The 22,998-nt window shown below is 52.9% G+C and carries 22 protein-coding genes; 18 read left to right on the plus strand and 4 right to left on the minus strand.

All coding sequences use genetic code 11. The annotated features are described in order from the left end of the window. Positions 1 to 37 precede the first annotated feature (37 nt). The 12 genes from K2F33_RS20415 (at position 38) to K2F33_RS20470 (ending at position 11,735) form a co-directional block, all read left to right on the plus strand. On the plus strand, positions 38 to 1,324 hold the full coding sequence (locus K2F33_RS20415) for an adenylosuccinate synthase (RefSeq protein WP_263878399.1): 1,287 nt from the start codon (positions 38 to 40) through the stop codon (positions 1,322 to 1,324). Positions 1,325 to 1,584: 260 nt separating this feature from the next. After that, complete coding sequence (locus tag K2F33_RS20420) at positions 1,585 to 2,259, plus strand: SOS response-associated peptidase (protein ID WP_076171574.1); 675 nt, start codon at positions 1,585 to 1,587, stop codon at positions 2,257 to 2,259. Positions 2,260 to 2,541: 282 nt separating this feature from the next. Next, positions 2,542 to 3,195: a TetR/AcrR family transcriptional regulator gene (locus K2F33_RS20425; RefSeq protein ID WP_263878400.1), complete on the plus strand. Its 654-nt coding sequence runs from the start codon at positions 2,542 to 2,544 to the stop codon at positions 3,193 to 3,195. A 70-nt stretch (positions 3,196 to 3,265) separates the two neighbouring features. Next, the gene (locus K2F33_RS20430; protein ID WP_263878401.1) at positions 3,266 to 3,793 is read left to right on the plus strand and encodes a hypothetical protein; all 528 of its coding nucleotides are present in this window, start codon (positions 3,266 to 3,268) and stop codon (positions 3,791 to 3,793) included. A 1-nt stretch (position 3,794) separates the two neighbouring features. Beyond that, positions 3,795 to 4,211, plus strand: coding sequence for an SRPBCC family protein (locus K2F33_RS20435; RefSeq protein ID WP_263878402.1), 417 nt, complete (start codon positions 3,795 to 3,797; stop codon positions 4,209 to 4,211). A 181-nt stretch (positions 4,212 to 4,392) separates the two neighbouring features. Then, the gene (locus K2F33_RS20440; protein WP_076171583.1) at positions 4,393 to 4,995 is read left to right on the plus strand and encodes a nitroreductase family protein; all 603 of its coding nucleotides are present in this window, start codon (positions 4,393 to 4,395) and stop codon (positions 4,993 to 4,995) included. 175 nt (positions 4,996 to 5,170) lie between these two features. Next, positions 5,171 to 6,442 carry a WD40/YVTN/BNR-like repeat-containing protein gene (locus K2F33_RS20445; protein ID WP_263878403.1) on the plus strand — a complete coding sequence of 424 codons (1,272 nt, stop codon included), beginning with the start codon at positions 5,171 to 5,173 and terminating at the stop codon, positions 6,440 to 6,442. Between the two features lie 108 nt (positions 6,443 to 6,550). Further along, complete coding sequence (locus tag K2F33_RS20450; RefSeq protein WP_089547788.1) at positions 6,551 to 6,982, plus strand: DUF2500 domain-containing protein; 432 nt, start codon at positions 6,551 to 6,553, stop codon at positions 6,980 to 6,982. 173 nt (positions 6,983 to 7,155) lie between these two features. Continuing rightward, positions 7,156 to 7,905, plus strand: a complete 750-nt coding sequence (locus K2F33_RS20455; RefSeq protein WP_212984163.1) for an SDR family NAD(P)-dependent oxidoreductase — start codon at positions 7,156 to 7,158, stop codon at positions 7,903 to 7,905. Positions 7,906 to 8,124: 219 nt separating this feature from the next. Further along, complete coding sequence (locus K2F33_RS20460) at positions 8,125 to 9,915, plus strand: glycoside hydrolase family protein (protein ID WP_263878404.1); 1,791 nt, start codon at positions 8,125 to 8,127, stop codon at positions 9,913 to 9,915. Positions 9,916 to 10,003: 88 nt separating this feature from the next. Further along, positions 10,004 to 11,107 (plus strand): hypothetical protein, encoded by a 1,104-nt coding sequence (locus K2F33_RS20465; protein ID WP_263878405.1) that lies wholly within the window; start codon positions 10,004 to 10,006, stop codon positions 11,105 to 11,107. A 163-nt stretch (positions 11,108 to 11,270) separates the two neighbouring features. Beyond that, entirely contained in the window at positions 11,271 to 11,735 is a 465-nt protein-coding gene (locus K2F33_RS20470; RefSeq protein WP_263878406.1) for an SRPBCC family protein, read from the plus strand. 163 nt (positions 11,736 to 11,898) lie between these two features. On the opposite strand, the gene K2F33_RS20475 is transcribed toward K2F33_RS20470, so the two are convergent. The 3 genes from K2F33_RS20475 to K2F33_RS20485 all read right to left on the minus strand — a co-directional run bounded on the left by K2F33_RS20475 (position 11,899) and on the right by K2F33_RS20485 (position 15,201). Continuing rightward, complete coding sequence (locus K2F33_RS20475) at positions 11,899 to 13,278, minus strand: ABC transporter substrate-binding protein (RefSeq protein WP_263878408.1); 1,380 nt, start codon at positions 13,276 to 13,278, stop codon at positions 11,899 to 11,901. 148 nt (positions 13,279 to 13,426) lie between these two features. Then, positions 13,427 to 14,251 carry a carbohydrate ABC transporter permease gene (locus K2F33_RS20480; protein WP_263878409.1) on the minus strand — a complete coding sequence of 275 codons (825 nt, stop codon included), beginning with the start codon at positions 14,249 to 14,251 and terminating at the stop codon, positions 13,427 to 13,429. Continuing rightward, positions 14,248 to 15,201, minus strand: a complete 954-nt coding sequence (locus tag K2F33_RS20485) for a carbohydrate ABC transporter permease (protein WP_212984159.1) — start codon at positions 15,199 to 15,201, stop codon at positions 14,248 to 14,250. The genes K2F33_RS20480 and K2F33_RS20485 overlap by 4 nt, the downstream gene beginning before the upstream one ends. Positions 15,202 to 15,433: 232 nt before the next feature. On the opposite strand from K2F33_RS20485, the gene K2F33_RS20490 reads away from it, so the two are divergent. The 4 genes from K2F33_RS20490 to K2F33_RS20505 all read left to right on the plus strand — a co-directional run bounded on the left by K2F33_RS20490 (position 15,434) and on the right by K2F33_RS20505 (position 19,292). Next, entirely contained in the window at positions 15,434 to 15,859 is a 426-nt protein-coding gene (locus tag K2F33_RS20490; RefSeq protein WP_076171610.1) for a cell wall hydrolase, read from the plus strand. Positions 15,860 to 15,925: 66 nt separating this feature from the next. Next, on the plus strand, positions 15,926 to 16,432 hold the full coding sequence (gene gerQ / locus K2F33_RS20495) for a spore coat protein GerQ (RefSeq protein WP_089547781.1): 507 nt from the start codon (positions 15,926 to 15,928) through the stop codon (positions 16,430 to 16,432). Positions 16,433 to 16,779: 347 nt separating this feature from the next. After that, a complete protein-coding gene (locus K2F33_RS20500) occupies positions 16,780 to 18,087 on the plus strand; it encodes a hemolysin family protein (protein ID WP_076171613.1) in 1,308 nt (435 codons plus the stop codon). Positions 18,088 to 18,374: 287 nt separating this feature from the next. Then, on the plus strand, positions 18,375 to 19,292 hold the full coding sequence (locus tag K2F33_RS20505; protein WP_076171615.1) for an ArsR/SmtB family transcription factor: 918 nt from the start codon (positions 18,375 to 18,377) through the stop codon (positions 19,290 to 19,292). Between the two features lie 162 nt (positions 19,293 to 19,454). Here the strand turns inward: K2F33_RS20505 and K2F33_RS20510 are convergent, their stop codons facing one another. Continuing rightward, positions 19,455 to 19,907 carry an SRPBCC family protein gene (locus K2F33_RS20510; RefSeq protein ID WP_089547780.1) on the minus strand — a complete coding sequence of 151 codons (453 nt, stop codon included), beginning with the start codon at positions 19,905 to 19,907 and terminating at the stop codon, positions 19,455 to 19,457. Positions 19,908 to 20,195: 288 nt separating this feature from the next. On the opposite strand from K2F33_RS20510, the gene K2F33_RS20515 reads away from it, so the two are divergent. Continuing rightward, a complete protein-coding gene (locus K2F33_RS20515) occupies positions 20,196 to 21,950 on the plus strand; it encodes an ABC transporter substrate-binding protein (protein ID WP_116229994.1) in 1,755 nt (584 codons plus the stop codon). A gap of 81 nt (positions 21,951 to 22,031) precedes the next feature. Further along, positions 22,032 to 22,988 (plus strand): ABC transporter permease, encoded by a 957-nt coding sequence (locus tag K2F33_RS20520; protein WP_076171622.1) that lies wholly within the window; start codon positions 22,032 to 22,034, stop codon positions 22,986 to 22,988. Positions 22,989 to 22,998 lie beyond the last annotated feature (10 nt).

A 22,998-nucleotide genomic window follows, 5' to 3' on the forward strand; every position in this document is an offset into this window, starting at 1 on the left:
TGATCGCTGTAAAGGAAAACAAGAGGAGGCCAAACCATTGACCGTAACAGCGATTGTTGGAGCCAACTGGGGCGATGAAGGAAAGGGCAAGATGACGGATGTGCTGGCAGCCAAATCATCTTATGTGGTGAGATATCAGGGCGGAAGCAATGCCGGGCACACGATTATTAACGAATACGGGAAATTCGGCCTGCATATGCTGCCTTCCGGCGTATTTTATCCGCATGTGACGAATGTGATTGGCACTGGAACGGCGCTGGACGTAAACGTGCTGGTGAGCGAACGGGAAGCCTTGCTGGCAAGGGGCGTCCCCGAACCGAAACTGGCTATATCGGATCGGGCGCAGGTCGTCCTGCCGATTCACCGGCTGCTGGATGAGCTGGAGGAGGAACGCTTGGGGGCGCGGAGCTTTGGTTCGACAAAGCAGGGGATTGCTCCATTTTATGCTGATAAATACGCCAAGCTCGGTGTGCAGGTGGCCGATTTGTACGATGAAGAAAGACTTCGGCGCCGGCTGCAACAGATGCTGGAAGCCAAAAATGTTCTGCTGACACATCTTTATGGCCATCAGCCTCTAACTCCGGAGGATCTCATGCCTGAATTACTGGAACAGGGCGAGAAGATTCGTCCGTTCGTGTGCGATACGGCCCAAATGCTGAATGAGGCCTATCGCAAAGGGGAAGGCATTTTGCTGGAAGGGCAGCTGGGAGCGCTGCGGGACCCGGATCACGGCATTTATCCGTTCTCCACGTCTTCCTCAACGTTAGCGGGATTCGCGCCGGTTGGTGCCGGGCTTCCGCCTTATGCCATATCCCAAGTGGTGGCGGTGGTCAAAGCTTATTCGAGCTGCGTCGGTGCCGGCCCGTTCGTGACCGAGCTGGCAGGCGAAGAAGCGGAGGAGCTGCGCCGGCGCGGGGGCGATGCGGGCGAATACGGCGTATTAACCGGACGTCCGAGACGCGTGGGCTGGTTCGATGCGGTAGCAACCCGCTACGGCTGCATGATCCAAGGAGCCACCGAGATCGCGTTAACGAATCTTGACGTACTCGGGTACCTGGACCAAATCCCTGTATGTATCGGGTATCAGCTTGCAGACGGGACGGTAACCGACCAGTTTCCAGTGAGTGCGAAGCTGGATGAGGCCAAGCCGGTTCTGCAGCATCACAAGGGCTGGAAATGTGACATTACCGGCATTCGTTCCTTTGAAGAGCTGCCTGAGGCGGCGAAGCGGTATATTGAGATCATCGAAGTGACCGCAAGGGTGAAAGTAAAATACGTATCCGTTGGGCCTAAACGGGACCAGCTGGTCACACGTAATCTATAGAGCTTGATCGATCCTCCGATGGAGCTGCTTCAGCCCGAACTCTTTGGGCGGCCTGGAAGCGGCTGCTTCATAAGAAAGATGATAAAGAAAATAATCACGCGAGAACCTGACCGAAACTCCGGCAGTGTTTTCCGAGTAACCAAACGTCAGAACGGTTCCCTCCGCGAAGGGGGCCGTTTTTTTTGTTGTGCAAGCGGCGGGCACATGAATAATTTCCCTCCAATGGCAAACAATACGGGGTAAAGGGAGGCTGATGCTTCATGTGTCAACGTTTTTCCATGGCCGCCGAGCTGCCGGAGGTTCAGGAGCATTTTCAAATCGAACGGGTGATGTATTACTATAAAAACCGCTACAACATCAGTCCGACGCAGCATATGCCGGTGGTGCTCCAGCAGGACGGGGCGCGGATTTTGGATGAATTCCGCTGGGGCTTTATCCCTTATTGGGGAAAAGACGCAATCAATGCGGATCTCAGGAATGTGCACCAGAACCCCAGCTACCGGAAAATGGTGGACAAGCAGCGCTGCGTGATCCCCTGCAACGGATTTTACTACTGGAAGAGGGAAGGCAAGAAGTCTTATCCTGTCCGTGTAGTGATGAAAAACCGCGGCATGTTCGGCGTGGCCGGATTGTATGAAATTTGGCGGGATACCCGTGGAGAGCCGCTGCGCACCTGCACCTTGGTCATGACGGATGCCAATCCGCTGATCGGTGAATTCGACGCCCGGATGCCGGCGATTCTATCTCCCGGGGACATGGAGCGCTGGCTGGATGAAAGTACGATGGATCTGGACGCGCTGGATCCGATTCTGCGTACCCATTCGGCGGAAGAGATGCATGCGTACGCGGTCACGCCGCTTATCGACAATGACACGCACGACACGGAGGAATGCATCCAGGAAATGAACCTGGAGCGAGCCTGGGTGAAACGATAATTTTTTGCAGTTTATCACTGCTTACGAAAAAGCCTTGCGGCTGAGCAGCGGGAGGGGATCTATCGCCTTTTCGAGCTGAATCAGCCCTAAGGCTTTTTGAGTTTGCGGCCAATAGCCGGCAAATTGACAACCCGATATGCTTCTCCTATAATTTCGACTAGTATCTATATTGAATGAACTGAAGAAATGAATGTTATAGGCATATTTGGCCGTTATCATAGGATGTTCAATTGCAAATACTTTGGTTCAATCTATCTAAGCCAACGAAAAGGTGGACGTATCATGTCTCCGCGCACCAAAGAACAAAATGAGGAAATCCGCAGGCAGCGGCAGCAGGAAATATTGCAGGCAGCCATGCGTGTATATGTTGAGAAGGGGTATGCGGCTTCGGAAGTCAGCGACATTGCGGATCGGGCCGGGCTCGCCCACGGACTTGTATTCTATTATTTTAAAAATAAGAAAAACCTGTTCAGAGCGCTGTATGAGCACATGATGGAGGAATCCCGGCGCTATACCGATGCATTTTTTGCACAGGATCTTCCCGTGTTGGAGCTGCTCGAAACCTATGCGCGAATCGTTTGCGAACGGGTTCTGGAAAATCCGGTGATGTCCCGTTTTTACATGCGGATCAGTCACGATATCCATTTCCTCTATACCCCGGACGAGATTTCACCATTTGATTGGGTGAAGGGATTTATGCTCCCGATGACCCGCACAATTGACAGAGGCATCGCGGAAGGCGAGATCCGGCAGGGTGACGCGCACTTGATGGCGATGCAGTTTTGGGGTTCGGTGAGCCAGGGGATGGCTTATTTGGATCAATCCAAGCAGGAGATGGAAGCCCAAGGGATGCCGGATGCCGAGGTCAACATAAAGCTGACCGGGATGCTCCATCAAATCGTAGATTCATCGGTTTCCTTGATCAAAGGAGGCTGATGTTTTTTTTGATTTTAATATTGACTTATAAATCAGTCAAAAATAAAATGAAGGCAAGGAGAGTGATATTTTGAAATTAGTGGAAATGAAGAAGCAGGCATTTGATGCGTTAACCGATGCAGAGCTTGTTTTGGCTTGTACCGACCCGGCAGTCAGCGCGTTGCAGGGAAAAGAGGGTGCCGATAAGGCAAGTGTGATTCGTTCGCTTCATCCGGATCAGCAGCAGGTGTTCATGATCAGGCTGCTGTACCCCGCATGCCATTCGGAACTGGACTTCCAAGCCTGGATCCGGTATTTGCTTGATACGCCTGGATATTGGCAGGGCGTTCAAGGCGGATTGCATTTTTTTGGCGAAACCGAAATAATCCGGATGCTGGACAAAGCCAAGGAAACGATCGAAGGAAACGTCCCCCTTTCGCGCACGAATGCCGCAAACCCTCATCCAGAAATCTCTCCTTTATATGAACAATTCAAATCTGCATTCGACGGCACCATACAGCGGATCAGCCGATACATTCGGATTCGTCCGGGTTCATTCGTACAATTCGTTTCATCGAATGTTCAGTCGGCCCACCCATGGAATGGAGGCGGATGCTGAGATGGCAACGATTTATAAAGAAATTTGGATCGAAGCATCTCCGGAACTCGTATGGGATGTCGTCCGTGACGCCGGCGCCGTGAATAAACGGTTCGTGCCTGATTACACGGCTGAGACGTATTTTGACGGGGTGAACCGGCTGATCCATTTCAGCAACGGCAATATTGTGAAAGAACTGATCGTCACCCGGGATGATGAGCGGAGAAGAATGGCTTATGCGGTAGTGGAAACGAAAATGCCGCTGCAGCATCACCATGCTTCGTTTCAGGTGTACGAGGACAGCGGGGGCCGGTGCCGCCTTGTGTGGATTACGGATTTTTTGCCCGACCAGCTGGCAGCGGAAATTCAGATCCGGGTCGACCGGGGAGCAGAGGTTATGAAGCGAACCATTGAAACCGAAGCACGGAACAACGTGTAACTAACAGGCAGGTCCATTCGTGATATCAGCGGATGGGCTTGACTTTTTGATGCAAACCATCCCAGGGGGTCCGCATATTAAAAAAGCAGACTGGGAAAGTTAACCGGTAACGGCCAAAGTACATATTCCTTGGTCCAGGCACATTGTCGCCAGATATATAACATGGAGGTAAGAAAGAGCGATGCCCAAGGATTTTATCGAAGCACTGAAAAGAAGACGTTCCATCTATACCATCAGCAAACAGAACGTGACCACCGATGAGCGTATTCAGGAAATCGTGGAGGACGCAGTCAAGCATGCGCCTTCCTCGTTCAATTCCCAAACCTCCCGCGCGGTCGTTCTGCTCGGGTCCAATCATGACCGCTTATGGGATATTACGGAGGATATTTTGCGCGAGGTCGTCAACAATCCGGAGGCGTTTAAATCGACTGAGCAAAAGATCGGTTCGTTCCGCAGCGGCTACGGCACCGTTTTATTCTATGAAGACATGGACGTCGTTCGCAAATTTCAGGACCAATTCGCCGCCTACAGCGAAAACTTCCCGATATGGTCGAATCAAACCTCGGGGATGGTGCAGCTGATCGTTTGGACGGCGCTTGAGCTTGAAGGCTTCGGCGCTTCGCTTCAGCATTACAACCCGCTGATCGACGAGCGCGTCCGGGGTGAATGGAACCTTCCCGAATCCTGGAAGCTGATCGCCCAAATGCCTTTCGGCAAACCGACGGCGCCGGCAGGGGACAAGGAGTTCCAGCCGATTGCGGAGCGCGTAAAAGTGGTTCGCTGATCCATTGCGCTCATACTAGTCAACAATACCCGGTGTCCTTCATGAGGATGCCGGGTATTGTTGTGTACCATTGCATACCAGTCGTATCCGACTGGCGTGAGCACCTCTTTATGTTATAATATTTATTTTAGAAGATGACTTGAGTGTAAGGGTCCTCAGCGAAGGAGGAATGAGAATGAAACGGTGGAAACAATGGACGGGCATGGGTCTCCTGTTCTGTTTATTGCTCTCTGCCTGCACAACAGAGAAGGAAGAACCCGCGTCTGTACCTGTCCCGAATCCCGAGCCTGCAGAGCTGGGGCAAACGCTGACCGTGGTGCCGACAGAATCAGCCAAGGCCGCTGCGGAAGATCCATCCCAATACCAAATACAGACCCGCTTGACGGACTTCCAGCTCCTAAGCGGGACGACGGGCATCGCGTGGGGACTGACGAGAAATGAACTGCGGATGTACCTTACGGAAGACAACGGAAAAACGTGGGTCAACATTTCGCCGGCTTCCAATGTACAATTTCCCGACAATTTAAAATATGGAAGAGACCTGTATTTCAAGGACCGGATGAACGGCTGGGTGGTCCGCAACGCTTCCGGCACGTCGGAGACGATCGTGCTGCATACGTCGGACGGAGGCGGTTCCTGGAAAGTAGCCTCCATCCCGGACAAGAACAAGGTGACCTCGATCTTTTTCGATTCCGATCATGTCGGCTGGATTATGCTGACTGCGGAATCATCGACAGGCAAACAGGATAAAACGCTGTATAAAACCGAAGACGGCGGAGCCAAATGGAAAATGGTGATGCATAATTATATCAGCAGCAATCAGACGTCGACGCAGGGTGCTATTCCGCCGCTCGGCTATGCGATGGGCATGACCTTTACCAGCCCGGCAAAAGGCTTTGCGATGATTCAGGAGCTTGGGGTGCCGAAGCTATACCGTACACAGGATGGGGGCGGCGAGTGGAGTGAAGGACCGGCGTTTTTTAACCGGGACAAGCTGGCGTCCTGCAGCGGATTTATTCCGTCAAGCCCGGAATTTTTCGATACGTCCAATTCGGAAGGCTGGATTCCCGTCGGCTGCCAGGTTGGCGATTCAGCTAAATACAACGGCTTTTTCACGAAAGACCAAGGCCAGACCTGGACTTTTGCCCCTTTTAACCTCGGATGGAATAAGGGGGTAAACCAGTCGCTTCGTCCTTCATTTATTAATTCTACACAAGGCTGGGCTCTGGTCGGCAATCTAATGTATCACACCGAAGACCAAGGGAAGACGTGGATGCCGCTGCCCGCAAGCCGCGTGCTGACCAGTATATTAAAGGAATATCCCGAAGTCGGTAAGCTGCAGTTCAGCTCCCAGCGCGTCGGCTGGATACTCGTTATGAAAAATGACGAAATGCGATCGCGGCTCCTTCAGACGATTGATGGGGGAATTACATGGAAAGTGCTCTGATCCCGTAAGATTGGCATCAAGTTCTTCAAATGGACGCATATACTGTTAATGACCATGCTATGCGTGTCACTGTGAAGCTTGAAGCTGGTGGATGGAAGGGGGAAGAGCATGGGAGATACGTCTTTCTGGATGTTCGATTTCTTCGGAAAGGTCATGCCGATCTTTTTTGTCGTTGTTATCGGAATTATTGTACTGTCTGCCGGAAAAGGTATTCTGCAGTGGGGGCGCAACAACAAGCAGCCCGTGCTCACCGTGGATTCCCGGATTGTCAGCAAACGCAGTCAGGTCAGCCATCATCAGCATCAAGATACCAATGACCATCTATCCAGCTATACGAAAACGACCTATTACCTTACTTTCGAAGTGGAGAGCGGCGACCGGATGGAATTTACGGTTAGTGGCGAACAGTACGGTTTATGTGCCGAGGGCGACGCCGGCCGGCTTACCTTCCAGGGAACGAGATACCTGGGATTTCAGCGCTACATGCGCGTATCCGGAGAAGAAGGCACCCCGGGCGCTTTTCGGAGGATGAACCCATAGTTTCGGAACACGAATCCAAAGAATTGAATGGATGCGTCTTCGGCAGATCGCTCTGCCGTAGGCGCTTTTTTTCTGATTTGCGCGGACAGCATGAAGCACGGACGTTTCTTGATTCCCCGGCTGCGTTAAGGTTAAATAGAGACATTGAGATTAGATCTAAAGGAGGAATGGTCATGTCATTCGAAGGAAAAGTCGTCGTGGTGACCGGGGCGGCGCAGGGAATCGGAGAAGGAGTTGCACGGGCTTTTGCCCGGCATGGCGCGCGGGTCGTCCTGGGTGATCAACATGAGGAGACAGGTGCGGCAGCTGCCGCCTCCATCCGCCAGGACGGGGGACAAGCTGTGTTCTGCCCGTGCGACGTGCGAAACGAAGCGGATATCAAGCGGCTGATGCAGACGGCACTGGAAGAATACGGGAGACTTGACGTCGTGATCAACAATGCCGGCGTGTCACGCTGGAAGTCGCCGTACGATCTGACGGTGGACGAATGGGATGACGTGCTGAACACGAATGTCCGCAGCTGTTTTCTGGCGACCAGGGAAGCGGCCCGGATTATGAAGGAGAAGGGGAATCATGGATCTGTTGTGAACATGGCGTCGACCCGTTCACTCATGTCGGAGCCGAATTCCGAGGCGTATGCCGCCTCCAAAGGAGCGATCGTGGCCTTGACCCATGCGATGGCCGTCTCCCTTGGGCCGGACGGGGTCCGTGTCAACTGCATCAGCCCGGGCTGGATCGAAACGGGAGACTACTCCGCCCTGCGGGAGGAGGACCACAGTCAGCATCCGGCGGGACGAGTAGGTAAACCGGATGATATCGCCCGGGCTTGTCTATATTTGGCAGATCCGGACAATTCATTTGTAACCGGGACCCACCTCGTAGTCGATGGGGGCATGACCCGCAAAATGATATATGAACCGTAACTTTTCGACTAATCAAAAGGTACTAATCCTTTCCAATTTTTCTCTATAGCCTTGTAAAAGGTAAAAATTAACTGGAGAATTTAGTTCCTTCTATGCAGTCGGGAAACCTGCTGCCTGTGGTGAGCCCAGCCTAATAAGGACTTGGGCTCATCTCTTTTTTCGACATCAATGCTATAATTACTCCGTTCTGCTAGAGATCTATAGGAATGGAGGGAAATTATGATTGTCAAAAGTTCTCGAATCCTGCTGACCGCGCTGATGTGCCTTTCGGCTTGGCTGCTGATGGGGTTTTCTTCCCCGTCCGGACCGGTCAAAGCCACATGGGTATGGCAGACGGAGCTGATCGAGGATGGCGGGAAGAACCTGCTTGACTTTGCCCAAAACCAAGGAATCAACTTGATTTACTTACAGATTAATCGGGACATGCCGGCAAGCGAATATGAAACTTTCATAAAAAATGCTCATGCTGACAACATTGCCGTGCATGCGCTCGGTGGTGACCCGGGTTGGGCACAGACCAAGCACCGTGACCGGCTTGTGGGCCTGGTGGATTGGGTAAACGATTACAACAACGCTGAAGCGTCTGACGCCCAGTTCGACGGTATCCATCTGGACATCGAACCTTATGTTCTTCCGGAATGGGGCACCGACCCGGAAGGCGTCATCGGGACATGGATCAATAATATACAAGCCTTCCTGGATGCAGCGCACGCATCCGGCTCCAAGCTGGACCTCGGGATCGATCTCCCGTTCTGGTTTGACGGGTATACCGTCCCGGACCAGGGCGACGAGAAGCTGACAGAATGGTTTATGAAGTCGTTTGACCATGTGACGGTTCTGGCTTACCGCAATACGGTCGATTCGGAGCACGGCATCGTGGAACTGGCCAGGGACGAGATGGAATCCGCCCAGCGGCTCGGCACCAAAGTCCTCGTGGCCGTCAACACGAAGCAAATGCCCGGTGAGGAATATACGTCCTTCTACGGAAGCGGGAAGAGCGAAATGGATCAATCGCTTGGATCGCTGTCGGGCGCGCTGGAATCCTATACCTCGTATGGTGGTATCGCGATTCACGACTTCCGCAACTGGGAGAACATGCCGGACGGTGGAGAGCCGGGAGGCACCAATCCGGATCCCGCACCTAATCCAGATCCAGAGCCTGAGACACCTTCGGACGGCCAAGTGCCGGACCCCGATCCGGTAGACAGGGATAAGCAGGTGCGCGGCACCTACGTATGGGAAGCCAATCAGGTTATGGAGCACGGCCAGGAAATTATCGAATTTGCCAAGGAGAAGAAGCTGAACTGGCTGTTCGTCCGCCTGGACCTTCAGCAGCCGATTGAAGCGTATCGTTCGTTTGTGAAGGAAGCCTCGGCCGCTGGCATCGAAGTTCACGCCATGGGCGGTCACCCGATTTGGGCACTGACGGAGAGCCGTCCGAAGATGATGAAACTGGTGAATTATGTGAAGAAATATAACCAGGAGGTGGCAGGGGACGAGCGTTTCCATGGTATCCATCTGGATATCGAGCCGTACGTGCTGCCGGAATGGAGAAAGGATCCGGGTCATCTCCTTGAGGAATGGACAGGGAATTTGAGCGCTTTTGTCCAGGAAATCAAAAAGGATTCGAATCTGCAGGCCAGCATGGATTTGGCCGTTTGGCTGGACAAATACAAGGTCCCCGGCACGGAAGAATCCATCAGCAAGTGGATGATCGACAAGATGGATTTTGTATCCCTGATGGCATTCCGCGATACGGCGGGAGGAACGAACGGGATCGCAGCCGTCTCCAAGGAAGAGATTGCCTTTGCCAATGAGCTTGGCAAGCCAATTCTCATCTCTGTCGAAATGAAGGACAGCGGGGAAGGGAACCATATTACTTTTGCCGAGGAAGGATCCGCCTACATGGAGGAAGAACTCGCGAAGCTGCCTGGGCTGCTGGCCGATTCGCCGTCCTATACCGGAAACGTTGTTCACGCTTACGACTACTGGAGAACCGCGAAGCCTTAACCTGTTTCCCTAGGCATTCACACAGATCTGCCGCCATGCATAACATAGGATGTAAACATTTTCGGACGACAAAGGAGTGTTGACCCGTATGGCGGATCAAGTGAAGCATTATTTTGCGAGGGGAAATACGGCGGACGGTTTATATACGCTGTTTGATTCGGTGCTGAGCGGCTTGGATACGGTCTTCGTACTGCAGGGCCGGGCAGGGACGGCGGTCTCGGCATTTCTCTCGGAGCTTGCGGAAGCATGGAGCCAAAAGGGCTGGAGCCTTCACTATATTCATCATCCGTTGAACCGAGACTGGCTGGAAGGCCTCATCCTGAAGGATATCGGCATCGGGGTTGTCGACGGCAACGCCTGGAGCGCCGATCCGGTTCTCGAAGGAACCGAAATCCGCATGATCGATCTAGAGGATGCGATTTCCACGGAGCTGCTGAACGAGCATGCCGGCGAAATGGAAGAAGCCGAGCGGCAAACGAGCGCGCTCTACAGCGAAGCCTACGATACGTTCCAAAAAACGCTGCGGATCCATGATGAATGGGAGGCCTTCTATATCCAGAATCTGGACCGGGCCGTCATGGACCGGCTTGCCGAAGAGTGGGCGGAAGAACATCTCGTTCCGATCCGGCCAAGACGCGCCCATGCCGTTCACCGCTTCCTTGGCGCGGCTACCTGTGAAGGGGCTGTCGATTATGTTCTGAATTTAACGGATGGCCTGGAGAAGCGCGTCTTTGTCAAAGGCCGTCCGGGTTCCGGCAAATCGACGCTGTTTAAACGCCTTGCCAAAGCGGCGGAGGAGCGAGGGGTCGACACGGAAATCTATCACTGCGGCTTTGATCCGAACAGCCTGGACATGATTATTTTTCCGCAGCAGAGCCTGGCGATCTTCGACAGCACGGCGCCCCATGAGCATTTTCCGAGCCGTGAGGGCGACGAAATTCTCGATGTTTACGAACTGGCGATTAAGGCGGGAACCGACGAACGGTATGAGGATCAGATCGCCGAAATTCGCGGCCGCTACTCCCGCTCGATGAAGGAAGCGATCGCCCTGCTGGCCACAATCAGAGAAGTTCAGGAGCCCGTTCTGCGAATTTATGACCAGGCAGTCGACCGGGAGGCCATCCGCCGTTTGGCCGAAGGAATCTCGGCTGGAGTGGATGCCTTGACGAACTCGTCGGTCGTTGGCGATTAATTACGGTTATCCGCGTATTTGCATCATAGGAAAGCCCCGGTTTCCAAATCATTGGGAACGGGGCTTTTTGGTGCATGGCTATCCCTCAGCGGCTTTACTTGACTTGCCTATGTCTGCTGTCTATGATGATACAAGCTCCGCAATCCATGAGAAGAGGGAGGAAATGAACCGAATGGACACGCGCTCCTTTGTTTATGTCACCTATATTGCTGCGACGCCCGAGAACCTTTGGCAAGCGTTGACCGATGGCGACCTGACCGAGAAATACTTCTTCGGAACACGGGTGGAATCCGAGTGGACAGTCGGATCAGCCGTGAACTATCTGCGAGGCGGCGAGGTAACCGATTATGGTGAGGTGCTGGCGTCTGATGCGCCCAGACAGCTGTCTTTTACTTGGACCTATAAAGGGGACAACACGCCCCGGAACAGCCCGGGCGTCGTCACCTTCGAGCTGCAGCCCATGGGTCCGGTTGTGAAGCTGATTCTCCGGCACGAGAACTTGCTGGACAGCGACTTTGTTGATGAAGAACGAACCTTTGAAGGGTATAACAACGGCTGGCCGGCGATTCTCAGCAATCTCAAAACCTTTTTGGAAACAGGCAAGACGATGCCGCCGATTTCTCTATAACGGCTTGCGGACAATGATCTGGATAATGTTCCCTGCAAAAGACAAAACGAAAGCCGGAATTCTCGAAAAGAGAACTTCCGGCTTTTCCTGTTTGTTTCTGCTATAAGCGCTGTCTTCGCCAATATAAGAGGGTCATGCTAAGGGTTCAAGCTATTAGTTGACCTTAATGGCCAACCGTTTTGTTATATTCCTCGATCTTGCTCGTAATTTCCTTGGCGGCATCATCCAATGCCTGCTTGGACGTTTTCTTGTTGTTAAGCACTTCCTCGATCGCCGTTTCCGTCAGCTGACGCGCTTCGGGGAACACACCCATCACCGCGCCCTGGGTAGCGAGGCTTGGTTCGGTTTGGTGCAGCTGATCTACGGCCGTCTGGAACTGCGGATACTGCTTCATGTTGTCTTTCACGTTCTGTTCGTCATAAGCTTTGGTCGTGATCGGGAAGTAGCCGGTATTGATATGCCATTCCGCTTGAGATTTCGGCTCGGCCAGAAATTTGATGAACTCCCAAGCTGCTTTTTGTTCGGCTTCCGGCCGATTGTTCAGGATCCAGTTGCTCGCCCCGCCGACAATGACTCCGCCTTTCGTTGCGGCGTCCGGCTTCGGCAGGAAGGCGGTGCCGACTTCAAACTTGTCCCCAGCAGCCTTAACAATACTGCGCAGCGAAGCTGTGGAATCGAGCGTCATGGCGATTTGGCCGGCGGCAAATGCCTTGGACGTATCATCCGTCTTGCGACCGAGGTTCAAGAGCGACTTGTCGTCCACCATTTGCTTCCACCAATCGAGCGTCTTGACGGCCGCGTCACTGTTCAGCTGCGAGGCGGTGGCCATACTCGTTCTGCCGTTGCCGTTGTTCAGGAGCTCTGCGCCCTGATTGGCCAGCAGCTGCTCCATAAACCAGCCGTAGATCGCGAAGGAACCGCCGGCTTGTCCCTGCTTAGTCAGCTTCTTCGCCGCTTCCGCCACTTCGGCGTACGTGGCCGGCGGCTTCTCAGGGTCCAGTCCGGCTGCTTTGAACGCGTCTTTGTTGTAGTACAAAATCGGGTTGGACGTGTTAAACGGCATGGAGTACAGCTTGTCGTCAAATTTGTAATAGTTCAAAATGTTCGGTTCGAGGCTGGAAATGTCAAATTGGTCCGCATCAATGAACTGCTGTACGGGTGTAATCGCCTTGGTGTCGATCATGAAGCGGCTGCCGATCTCGTACACCTGAATCAGGGAAGGACCGCTGTCCGAGCCGAGCGAAGCTTTGAGCTTGTTCAGGCTCTCGTCGTACGTCCCCTGGTATTCCGCCTGAACGACGATATCTTTATGAGAAGCGTTAAATTCATCCACCAGCTGCTGTGCCGCTTTTCCCACATCCCCGCTCATGGAGTGCCACCAGACCACCTTTACAGGACTGCTGCCGCCGGAAGCGGAAGCCGCGGCATTTGCCGTATCTTCCCCGGAAGCTTGGCCGCCGCTGGATGTTCCGCATGCCGCCGTAAGCAGCATCATGCAGGACAGCAGCATCATGGCGAGTGATTTCTTGCCAAATGGTTTCATCTTCAACAATCTCTCCCTTTTTGAAATCGTTAATTGATATCGGAAATTATAAGCCAGCCGGAACGCCAACCGGCTTATAACAACGATCCGGTTCATTGAGTGCAAATGGACTGAATGTGCGTCGATAGACTTTTTCCTCATGCCACTACTAGCCTTTGAGCGCACCTGCGGTAATTCCCCGCACCAACGGCTTCAGACCGATGATCAGGAGCAGGAGGGACGGCAGCAGAAGCACCACGATGCCGGCCATGACGACGTTCCAGGCGGTGACTTCCTCAAACTGCAGCATGCCGATGCCGATCTGTACGGTCCGCATGCTTTCCTTGTTTGTAATGAGCAGGGGCCACAAATAATTGCTCCAATTCGTCAGAAAGGAATAGACGGCAAGGGTCGCCAGGGCCGGCGCCGACAAAGGCAGCACCAACCGGGAAAAGATGCGGAGATGGCCGCAGCCGTCTATTTTTGCCGCCTCGAACAGTTCTTTCGGCAGCTGCAAAAAGTACTGTCTGAGCAGGAACGTGCCGAACGCCGAAGCGATAAAGGGTACGATCAAGCCTTGATACGTATCGACCCAATGCCAGCTGCGTACGGTCAAATAATTGGGAATCATCGTGACTTCCCACGGAATCATCATCGTCGACAGAAACAGGGAGAACAGCAGCGCCTTGCCGGGAAAGCGCAAGAACGCGAAGGCATACGCCGCCAGGCTGGCCGTAATCAGCTGGCCGAGCATGATGGCCGTGGCCACGACGAAGCTGTTGCCGATGAACCGGGCCACCGGAATGGTCTGGAACACCTGAACGAAGTTGGCGAAATGCAGTCCAGACGGAAGCAGCCTGGGCGGGTACGCCGCTGACTCAGCGCTGCTCATGAAGGCTGACGACAGCGTGTACAGCAGCGGAAACAAAGTCGCCAGAGACGCCAGGATCAGGAGAAGGTACAGCAGCGGCTGCTGGATTCTGCTAAGGGTCATTGGTAATGCACCTTCTTTTCGCCGAATTTAAACTGCAGGATCGTCAGCGCCGTGATCAAGACGAACAGGATCAGCGCCTGCGCACTGCCGCTGCCGAAGCGATAGTTGATGAATGCATCCTGATAAATGTTATACACAAGGACGTCGGTGCTGTTCATCGGGCCGCCTTTGGTCAAAATGTTGATTTGGGCAAAGGATTGGAACGCGCTGATGATCGACACGACCCCAACGAAGAAAAGGGATGGGGAGATCAGCGGCAGCGAGATCCGGAAGAACGTTCGAACCGATCCGGAGCCGTCGATCTTGGCGCTTTCGTACAGGTCGTCCGGAACGCCCTGCAGGCCGCTCAGCAGCACGATGTAGTTAAATCCGAGGTTCAGCCAGACGGTCATCATCGCGATCGAAGGCAGGGCCCACTTCGGATCGGTTAGCCATTGGATCGCCGGGATACCGAGAAAGCTGAGCCCGTAATTCAGAATGCTGAGGGTCGGGTGGTACAGAATCATCCAGATGACAGAGCCTGTTCCGACCGAGACGGCCATCGGCAGAGAAAAGATGAAACGGAAGATCTTCATGCCTCTAAGCTTCTGGTGGGACAAGGCGGCAAGCAGCAGGGCGGCCGCCGCACCGGTCGGCACGGTGAACAGGATGTATTTTACGGTGACCCACAGGCTGTTATAGAACTGGTCCGAGCTCAACACGGCCTTGAAATTGTCGATTCCGACGAATTCGGCAATCCGGCCTTGCGGATCCGTCAAAAACAAGCTCAGATAGACGGATTTACCAAGGGGGTAAAACAGGAAGATGCCGAAAACGATCAGAGAAGGAGCCAGGAAGCCATAGGCCAGCAGCCGTTCTTTCCAGCGGGAAACACGCAGCGATTTCAGCGGGATGGCCCCGGCACGGGCGCGGGATCGGGGAGGATTGGGTAGCGTCATGTCTTTTTCCATCAGCCTGGTTCGACCTCACTTTATAAGGATGTGGACTTTCCTTACCCAGTATAGAGAGGCGTTGTTAACGGGAAATCAGACGAATGTAAAGCTTTCCTGCGGAACGGACAACTTTGTCAAATGCTTGTAAATGAGCTGCAAGAAAGGACAAGAAGCGCAATTTTTCTGGTCACCAACTGGGCGGATGCACATACACTGTAGAGGAAAACATCGAAGCAAGGAGGATGGACCTTTGGCTGTCATCAAAACCAATTCGGAGCAAACCAGGCTGCTGGCACGGCTTATGAGAGCGGAAGCGGAATCTGAGGGAGACCTGGGCATGCTGATGGTCGGCAATGTCGGGGTGAACCGGGTGCTCGGCAACTGCCTGGATTTCAACAATATCCGCAGCATTCGGGATATGGTGTTTCAAAGTCCCGGCGGGTTTGAGTCCACGCAAAAAGGGTACTTCTATCAAAGAGCGAGAGACGCCGACATCAGGCTCGCAAGGCGGTCCATTAACGGTGAAAGAACCTGGCCGGCATCCAATGCGCTGTGGTTCTTCCGTCCGACGGGAGAATGCCCGCCGACCTGGTTCAACCAGCAACAAACCGGACGTTTTAAATCCCACTGCTTCTTTAGCCCAACCGCCGCAGATTGCCCACGAGTCTATGGATAGACCTTCAAGCAGCATATGGGACATGGTTTTCCAATTTGCCATATATAAAGGAGGATGCAAAACACAATGATAACGCAACCGTTCCGACCTGTTACGTATTCTGGAGGAGGTTATCCCGGGGTCTCCGGCATGGGGCCGATGGGCCAGCACGGAATGATGGGTCCAATGGGGCAGCAGGGGATGATGGGTCATCAGGGGATGATGGGACAGCCCGGAACTACGGGAACCGTTCCTCCGCCAGTGACCAGCGGCAGCCCGATGACACAGACCGGCGCTGTTATCCAGGCACCGCCTTCTCAGCAGTTTGAGCAGTCGTACGTTGAGAACATACTTCGCCTGAATCTGGGCAAAACGGGCACCTTTTACATGACATACGAAAACAACTCGCAGTGGAATGCAAAAATATTCACCGGCGTCATCGAGGCGGCAGGCCGTGACCACATCATCATCAGTGAACGTTCGACAGGCAAACGGATTATTTTGCTGACGATCAACCTGGACTACATTACATTTGACGAGCCGCTGATCTATCAATATCCGGGTGTTATCGGCAACCCGCCGACAACCCGTTAAACCGCATTACGCCCATAAAATCCATAGCAAATGACGAAAAAGCCGTCCCTGGTGTCTGAATTGACAAGGGACGGCTCTTTTAGCCTGGCAACCGCTCGATTGCTTGAAATATCAGGCCGTCCCTGAATGATGCAGTCATACCTTGCCGTTTGACTGTGTAGTGTATAATTATATAATTAAGTATAGTGTATAAATTAAGCTAAAGATTTCGTTTATTTGAAGGGAGATGAATCCATTGGGAAGTTGACGGCCTATTCGCAGCAGTGGATAACGGTGGTTCACCATTTTAACTTACGAAGGAGGTGTACCTATTTGCCGGTCAAGGATGACGGTGAATAGGAAGCAGATTGGGAGACCCCTTACCGAGTTTGATATGGGTTTTTATACTCGTATTATTGAACGGTTTTTTTGTATCGGTTGAATTTGCCATGGTCAAGGTCCGGAGCAGCCGGGTAGAGACCTTGGTGGAAGAAGGACGACGAGGCGCGGTGTATGCCCGCAAGATCGTCAACAATTTGGATGCGTATTTGTCCGCATGCCAGCTGGGCATTACGCTCGCTTCGCTGGGGCTTGGATGGCTCGGCGAACCGGCGGTCGCGACGCTTCTCAGACCTTTGCTTCATTCGCTAGGTTTCGGCGAAGCAGCTGTACACGGCATTGCGGTCGTCATTGCATTCCTGCTTATTACAATTCTCCATATTGTGCTGGGAGAACTGGCGCCGAAGACGATGGCCATCCGCAAGGCGGAATCGGTCGTGCTCATGTCGTCGGCCATCATGATCTATTTCAACAAATTGATGTACCCGTTCATTTGGGTATTGAACGGATTGGCAGGCAGCCTGCTGCGGGTGTTCCGTGTCGCCCCGGCTTCCGAGTCGGACTCGGCACATACGGAGGAAGAAATCCGCATTCTGATGAAAGAAAGCAACAAAAACGGACTCATTGATAATACGGAAATGGCACTGGTTGATAACATATTCGAATTTGCGGAAACGACCGGACGGGAAATCATGATTCCCCGAACGGAGATGATCTGTCTGAATACCCAGCTGTCCCGGGAGGAGAATCTCGAGATCGCTTATGAAGGCATGCGGACCCGGTACCCTGTCTGTGACGGGGATAAGGACCATATCATCGGCTTCCTGCACATTAAAGACTTATTACATTCCACAACGCTTGAATACAATACTTTGATACGTCCGATCCTGACTGTGCCCGAATCCATCCAGATCAGCGCATTGCTGAAACTGATGCAGCGGGGCAAAACCCAGATCGCCATCCTGATTGACGAATATGGAGGCACATCCGGGCTGGTTACCCTGGAAGACATTATGGAAGAGATCGTCGGTGAAATTCAGGACGAATTCGACGAGGAACGTCCGGGAATCGAGAAAATCCGCGACGACGAATATTCGATTGACGGATTGATGCTGATTGAAGAAATTAACGAACGCTTTGGTCTGGAGCTGGATACATCCGATTACGATACGATCGGCGGCTGGCTGTACTCACGCATCGAGGCGATTCCTCCGCAGCGAGGACTGTCGGCAGAACTGGACGGCCACATTTTCATAGTGGAAGAAACGGATAATAAGCGCATTTCAAGGATTAAGCTCCTGAAGCCAGAGGTCATGGTCGAGGAAGCGGGCGCGTAGAGTTGTAACATATAGGGAGAAGTTCACGGGAGCAGTCCGCGGATTGGCGGGTGCTTTCTAAAGGGCACAGTGCTGCGGCGCTGTGCTCTTTATATTCACAGGTTGGGTCTTCAATTTTTCTTAGTAAATCGATAAGAAATCCTTATATTGAGTTCCATTATGTGCTGAAAAGGCAGCATTTCGATCGAATGCCGTTTGGACTATCGCACGGTGATTCGTTAAAGGAGTGGAACATCACGGAGCATTCACGTTATAATGATTACTAATTTGAGAGGGGGAACCGAGGATTGGATTACCGCATTGACATCAAATTCGAGCCCGTACATGAATTTATGAACAGCCTTCATACCTATATTTGCCGGGCGTCCTACAAAAAGATCGATCTGTCCCCTTCGTGGGCAACGGCCACCAAAAAACAGCTCAAGCCGGAATTTGCCGCCATGCTGGACGAGATGCTCGTGAATGGCGACTGGTGGAGCTTTGCTTACCTGCTGGGCCTCCTCGTTCCGGAGGGCAGGGGCGTCGAGGGATTCCTGGACTGGCTGGAGAACCTGACGATTCAGGACCTGGTCCAGCTGTTTACGGCGAACGGCAATGAGTTTCCGGACGAGGATCTGGAGGTTTTCCTGGCCCGGACGCGGTCGATGTTTGAACAATGGTACGAGCAGTACTTCCGGAACGTAGATCCGGCCATTCTGCAGGCGCTGGAACGGGAGAAAGAGGAGCGGCTGCAGCAGCTGACGGACGCGGACCGGGCGGATTTTGTCGACGAGACGACCAACGGCATGCTGTTCAAACCGGTGGACAGCGCGGACGAGCTGGTGCTCATTCCGCAGTACCATTTTCAACCGGTCAACATGGTGACTCATTATGGACGGAAAATTTACTGCCATTATAATTCCCGCATTTATTTGGGAGACGATGATTATATTCCGACCCATGACCTGCGGATGATCCGCAGTCTCGGCGAGAAAAGCCGGCTTAAAATTTTGCGCTTTCTGCATGGAGGACCGCGGACGTTTACGGAAATCGTCAGTCATGTCCAGCTGTCCAAAGGCATCACCCATGACCACATCTCGAAGCTGCGCACCGCCGGGTTGATCTACGCCCATTTTGAAGGGGAGAACCTGACCGAATACAGCCTGAGAAAACGCGCCATCCATCAGATGCAGGAGCGACTGCTCGGGTACATAGAAGAAGGCTGAAGTTCGATACCAAATGGAACAGCAGAGCACGAGGGACCGGACCATAGTACACGAAGGGGTCATTCGGCAGCAGGGTCGTATAGACAGATACGAGCAGATATCATTATAAAAAATAGCCTGGCCGTAGATGTTACGGAACCAGGCTATTTGTACGTTAACCATTTACGGCCGGCTAAGTATATGATCTTCGGACTCTATTGCCGCTTTGAGCTCGTCCAGCAGCTGAAGCCACGTACGGACATGCCACTGCCTTGCAGCCATGCCTTGCGGCGTATTTTTCCATCCGATATGCATCACGCTGAGGCGGGTAAGGTCCTCCAGCTGTTTGAAATTGACCTGCACCATGGTTAAATCCCCGTCCAGATTCATCGTCTCCGCAAAAATTTCAGGTCCTTTCCACTCAAACTGCAGCACCCGCGGTTTCTCATATTTGAGCAGCTTGCATCCGGTCGGTGTCTGATCATTCGGGTTAGGGTACAGCTCGTATCTGCCGCCTTCCCATGGTTCAATCCGTGCTGCAGGAGCCAGCCACGCCTTAACGCGGTCTTCTTCCGTCCAAGCCCTCCATACCAGATCCAGCTCTTTTTCAATGAGTATTTCGTGTTTAATGGTCACTGTAATGAAGTCTCCTTTGGCCAGTCGTCAATGAATCTATGATTTATCTTATCCTAGCATATTTTTAAGGCCGAAGTCATGACAAAACGGGAACAAACAGGGGACATCTCCTCAACGTTGAAACGGGCTATTTCCCTTACAGAAAACGCATATGACAAACTTTCAGAAAAAAACTTTTAGTTCTCTATTTACAGAACTCGAAATGGTTTCTATAATAACGATATCATCTACAAATATAAATCATACTTAATTCATCGGAATGGTGAGTAAAAACGGGAGGTTATGATGATGAAAAAAGGAGTGTACTTGCTAACTTCGCTGTTGATCGTCGGATCAATGCTGGTTACGGCATGCTCGAACAATAGTGATGACACGGGTTCATCCAGCGGAACGGCTCAAACGGAGCAGGGTACAAAAGATACAGCGGCTTCGTCCGATGCCGGAGGAACCTCTGCACTGACCGAGCCTTATACGGCAGCCGACTTGTCCAAACTGCCCGATGTGGCCAAGCAGCGTACGGACACGATTATCGTTGCGCTGACCGACCCAAGCGGTGCCTTCACACCTTATTTTACCCAGAGTGGTTATGACGGCAACGTCAACTCCCTGCTGTTCGGTTCGCTGGTGACGGTGGACGATAAGGGATTGCCGGTTCCGGACCTTGCAGAGAAATGGGACATTTCCGAAGATCAGAAGACGATTACATATCATCTGCGGAAGGATCTGAAATTCAGCGACGGTTCGCCAATGACGGCTGACGATGTGGCGTTTACGTGGACGATCCTGTTCGACCCGTCCTATGACGGCGATTCGATCATCCCGAGCACGATCGCGATCCAGGGAGCGCAGGATTATAAGGATGGCAAGGCGAAGAGCATTTCCGGCATCAAGGTGGTCGATCCGCAGACGATTTCCGTCACGCTGGATAAGCCGAACGCAACGGCGCTCGTCACGCTCGGCTCGAACATTTTGTCCAAGGCATACTACGGCAAGGATTATAAGTTCGGTGACCTGAGCTACATTAAAAACCTGCATCAAACGCCGGTCGGCAACGGCCCATACAAGCTGGAGAAATTCATTCCAGGCCAGGAAGTCCGTTTTGTCGCCAATGAGAACTACTATAAAGGCAAGCCGAAAACAGAGCACTTCATTTATAAAACGTCCGAAGGCGATGCCTGGCAGTACCTGGAGACCGGAGAAATTGACTACACTTCGTTCCCGGCCACAACCGAAAATATCGAGAAGCTGAAGTCCCTCGGCTTCACCAACATTTTGCCTTATACGGCCAGCAACTATGGTTACCTGCAGGTCAACCTGGAACACGAAGCGCTGAAGGATAAAAAGGTACGCCAAGCGATCGCTTACGGCCTTGATCGTCAAAGCATCTACGTGGACGCGAACGAAGGTGCCGGGGCAGTAGCCAACATTCCGGCTCCGCCGATCTCCTGGGCTTACACCGAAGACGGCATTAACCCGTACAAATTTGATTCGGAAAAAGCCAAGCAGCTGCTGGACGAAGCTGGCTGGAAAGTGGGCGCAGGCGGCATCCGCGAGAAAGACGGCAAGAAGCTGACGATCCACTACCTGGGCTCGAAGAGCAAGCAGACGGATATCTTTATTCCGGTAGCTAAAGAGAACTTCCAGGCGATCGGTGTCGACTTCCAGCCGGAAGTGTTCGCCGACTTCAACTCCCTCGTGTCCAAGGTGGAGAGCGGGGATTACGATCTCGTATCCTTCTCGACTCCGCTGCTGCAGGATCCTTCGGACGGCGTCATGCAGTTTATCGACGGCGAGATCAAAGCCTACGACAATCCGAAGGTGAAAGAGCTCTATGACAAAGCGCTCGCGACTTCCGACATCGAAGAGCGCAAGGCTATCTACAAAGAGCTGTTCCAGCTGCTGAACGACGAGCTGCCGGTCATCTTCACGAACTACAAGAAGACGGTGTACGGTTACAACGGCCGCATCGAGAACCTGAAGGTCAGCCCGTTCGTCGGACTTGCCAACAGCTTGCCTGACTGGTCGCTGAAGCCGGTACAATAATCAGAAGGACCCACAATGGAGTCCCCCGACCGCGAAGCAGCCGCTTCTGCGGCGGGGGACCATGTAATTAGGAGGCGAATGATGGGCACTTATTTGACGAAGCGTATCATTTACATGATCGTCATCCTGTTTGCGGCATCCTTTTTGATCTTCAGCCTCTACGCGCTGACACCGGGGGATTTCATCAGCAGCAACATCAAGCTGAGCCCGGAACGTAAAGCGGAGTTAAGGGAGATTTACGGACTGAGCAAGCCGCTGCTGGAACGGTACGGCATATGGATGAACAACGTATTTCACGGAGATTTCGGTTTCTCGCTGGCGCAGCAGCAGCCGGTGCTGAAATTGTTTAACCAGTATATTTGGAACTCCTTCCTGCTGGCGGTCGTATCCACGTTTTTGACCTGGGTTATCGCCGTGATCATCGGGGTCGTTTCCGCTTATAAGCAGTATTCGTGGTTCGACACGATCGTGATGGTGGCTATTTTTGCCGCCATGTCGATCCCTTCCTTTTTCATAGGCCTGTTCCTGATCAAGATTCTGGCCGTCGACTTGAAATGGCTGCCGCCGGGCGGGATGTTAACGACAGGAAGCAACGCGACCGGCTGGGCTTATATTAAGGAAGTCATCCATCATATGACGCTGCCTGTGATCGTCATGACGCTGCTCGGCGTCGGCTCACTGACGCGCTATTTCCGCAGCAATATGATCGACGTCATCAAGCAGGATTATATCCGCACAGCCCGGGCGAAAGGGCTGAAAGAGGACAAAGTTTTGTTCCGGCACGCACTGCGCAATGCGCTTTTGCCGGCCATCACCCTGGTTGGCTTTGAACTGCCGGCTCTGTTCGGCGGATCGATTATTATCGAAAAAATCTTTAACTGGCCGGGGATTGGCCAGCTGTATATGCAGTCCTTCAGCCTGCGGGACTATCCGCTGCTCATGGGCTTCACGATGCTGCTGGCGATTCTGACGGTCATCGGCACGCTGCTGTCGGATGTGCTCTATCACATCGCCGATCCGCGCGTGCGGCTGCATTAGGGAGGGGAGA

Source organism: Paenibacillus sp. PSB04, assembly GCF_025809195.1.
Classification (GTDB): domain Bacteria; phylum Bacillota; class Bacilli; order Paenibacillales; family Paenibacillaceae; genus Paenibacillus_AQ; species Paenibacillus_AQ favisporus.

Excerpts from the sequence above, each read along its gene's own strand:
- K2F33_RS20435 (WP_263878402.1), top strand. The coding sequence starts at position 3,795 with ATGGCAACGATTTATAAAGAAATTTGGATCGAAGCATCTCCGGAACTC.
- K2F33_RS20470 (WP_263878406.1), top strand. The coding sequence starts at position 11,271 with ATGAACCGAATGGACACGCGCTCCTTTGTTTATGTCACCTATATTGCT.
- K2F33_RS20450 (WP_089547788.1), top strand. The coding sequence starts at position 6,551 with ATGGGAGATACGTCTTTCTGGATGTTCGATTTCTTCGGAAAGGTCATG.
- K2F33_RS20440 (WP_076171583.1), top strand. The coding sequence starts at position 4,393 with ATGCCCAAGGATTTTATCGAAGCACTGAAAAGAAGACGTTCCATCTAT.
- K2F33_RS20465 (WP_263878405.1), top strand. The coding sequence starts at position 10,004 with ATGGCGGATCAAGTGAAGCATTATTTTGCGAGGGGAAATACGGCGGAC.
- K2F33_RS20480 (WP_263878409.1), bottom strand. The coding sequence starts at position 14,251 with ATGACCCTTAGCAGAATCCAGCAGCCGCTGCTGTACCTTCTCCTGATC.
- gerQ (WP_089547781.1), top strand. The coding sequence starts at position 15,926 with ATGATAACGCAACCGTTCCGACCTGTTACGTATTCTGGAGGAGGTTAT.
- K2F33_RS20485 (WP_212984159.1), bottom strand. The coding sequence starts at position 15,201 with ATGGAAAAAGACATGACGCTACCCAATCCTCCCCGATCCCGCGCCCGT.
- K2F33_RS20515 (WP_116229994.1), top strand. The coding sequence starts at position 20,196 with ATGAAAAAAGGAGTGTACTTGCTAACTTCGCTGTTGATCGTCGGATCA.
- K2F33_RS20520 (WP_076171622.1), top strand. The coding sequence starts at position 22,032 with ATGGGCACTTATTTGACGAAGCGTATCATTTACATGATCGTCATCCTG.
- K2F33_RS20445 (WP_263878403.1), top strand. The coding sequence starts at position 5,171 with ATGAAACGGTGGAAACAATGGACGGGCATGGGTCTCCTGTTCTGTTTA.
- K2F33_RS20455 (WP_212984163.1), top strand. The coding sequence starts at position 7,156 with ATGTCATTCGAAGGAAAAGTCGTCGTGGTGACCGGGGCGGCGCAGGGA.
- K2F33_RS20420 (WP_076171574.1), top strand. The coding sequence starts at position 1,585 with ATGTGTCAACGTTTTTCCATGGCCGCCGAGCTGCCGGAGGTTCAGGAG.
- K2F33_RS20460 (WP_263878404.1), top strand. The coding sequence starts at position 8,125 with ATGATTGTCAAAAGTTCTCGAATCCTGCTGACCGCGCTGATGTGCCTT.
- K2F33_RS20425 (WP_263878400.1), top strand. The coding sequence starts at position 2,542 with ATGTCTCCGCGCACCAAAGAACAAAATGAGGAAATCCGCAGGCAGCGG.
- K2F33_RS20475 (WP_263878408.1), bottom strand. The coding sequence starts at position 13,278 with ATGAAACCATTTGGCAAGAAATCACTCGCCATGATGCTGCTGTCCTGC.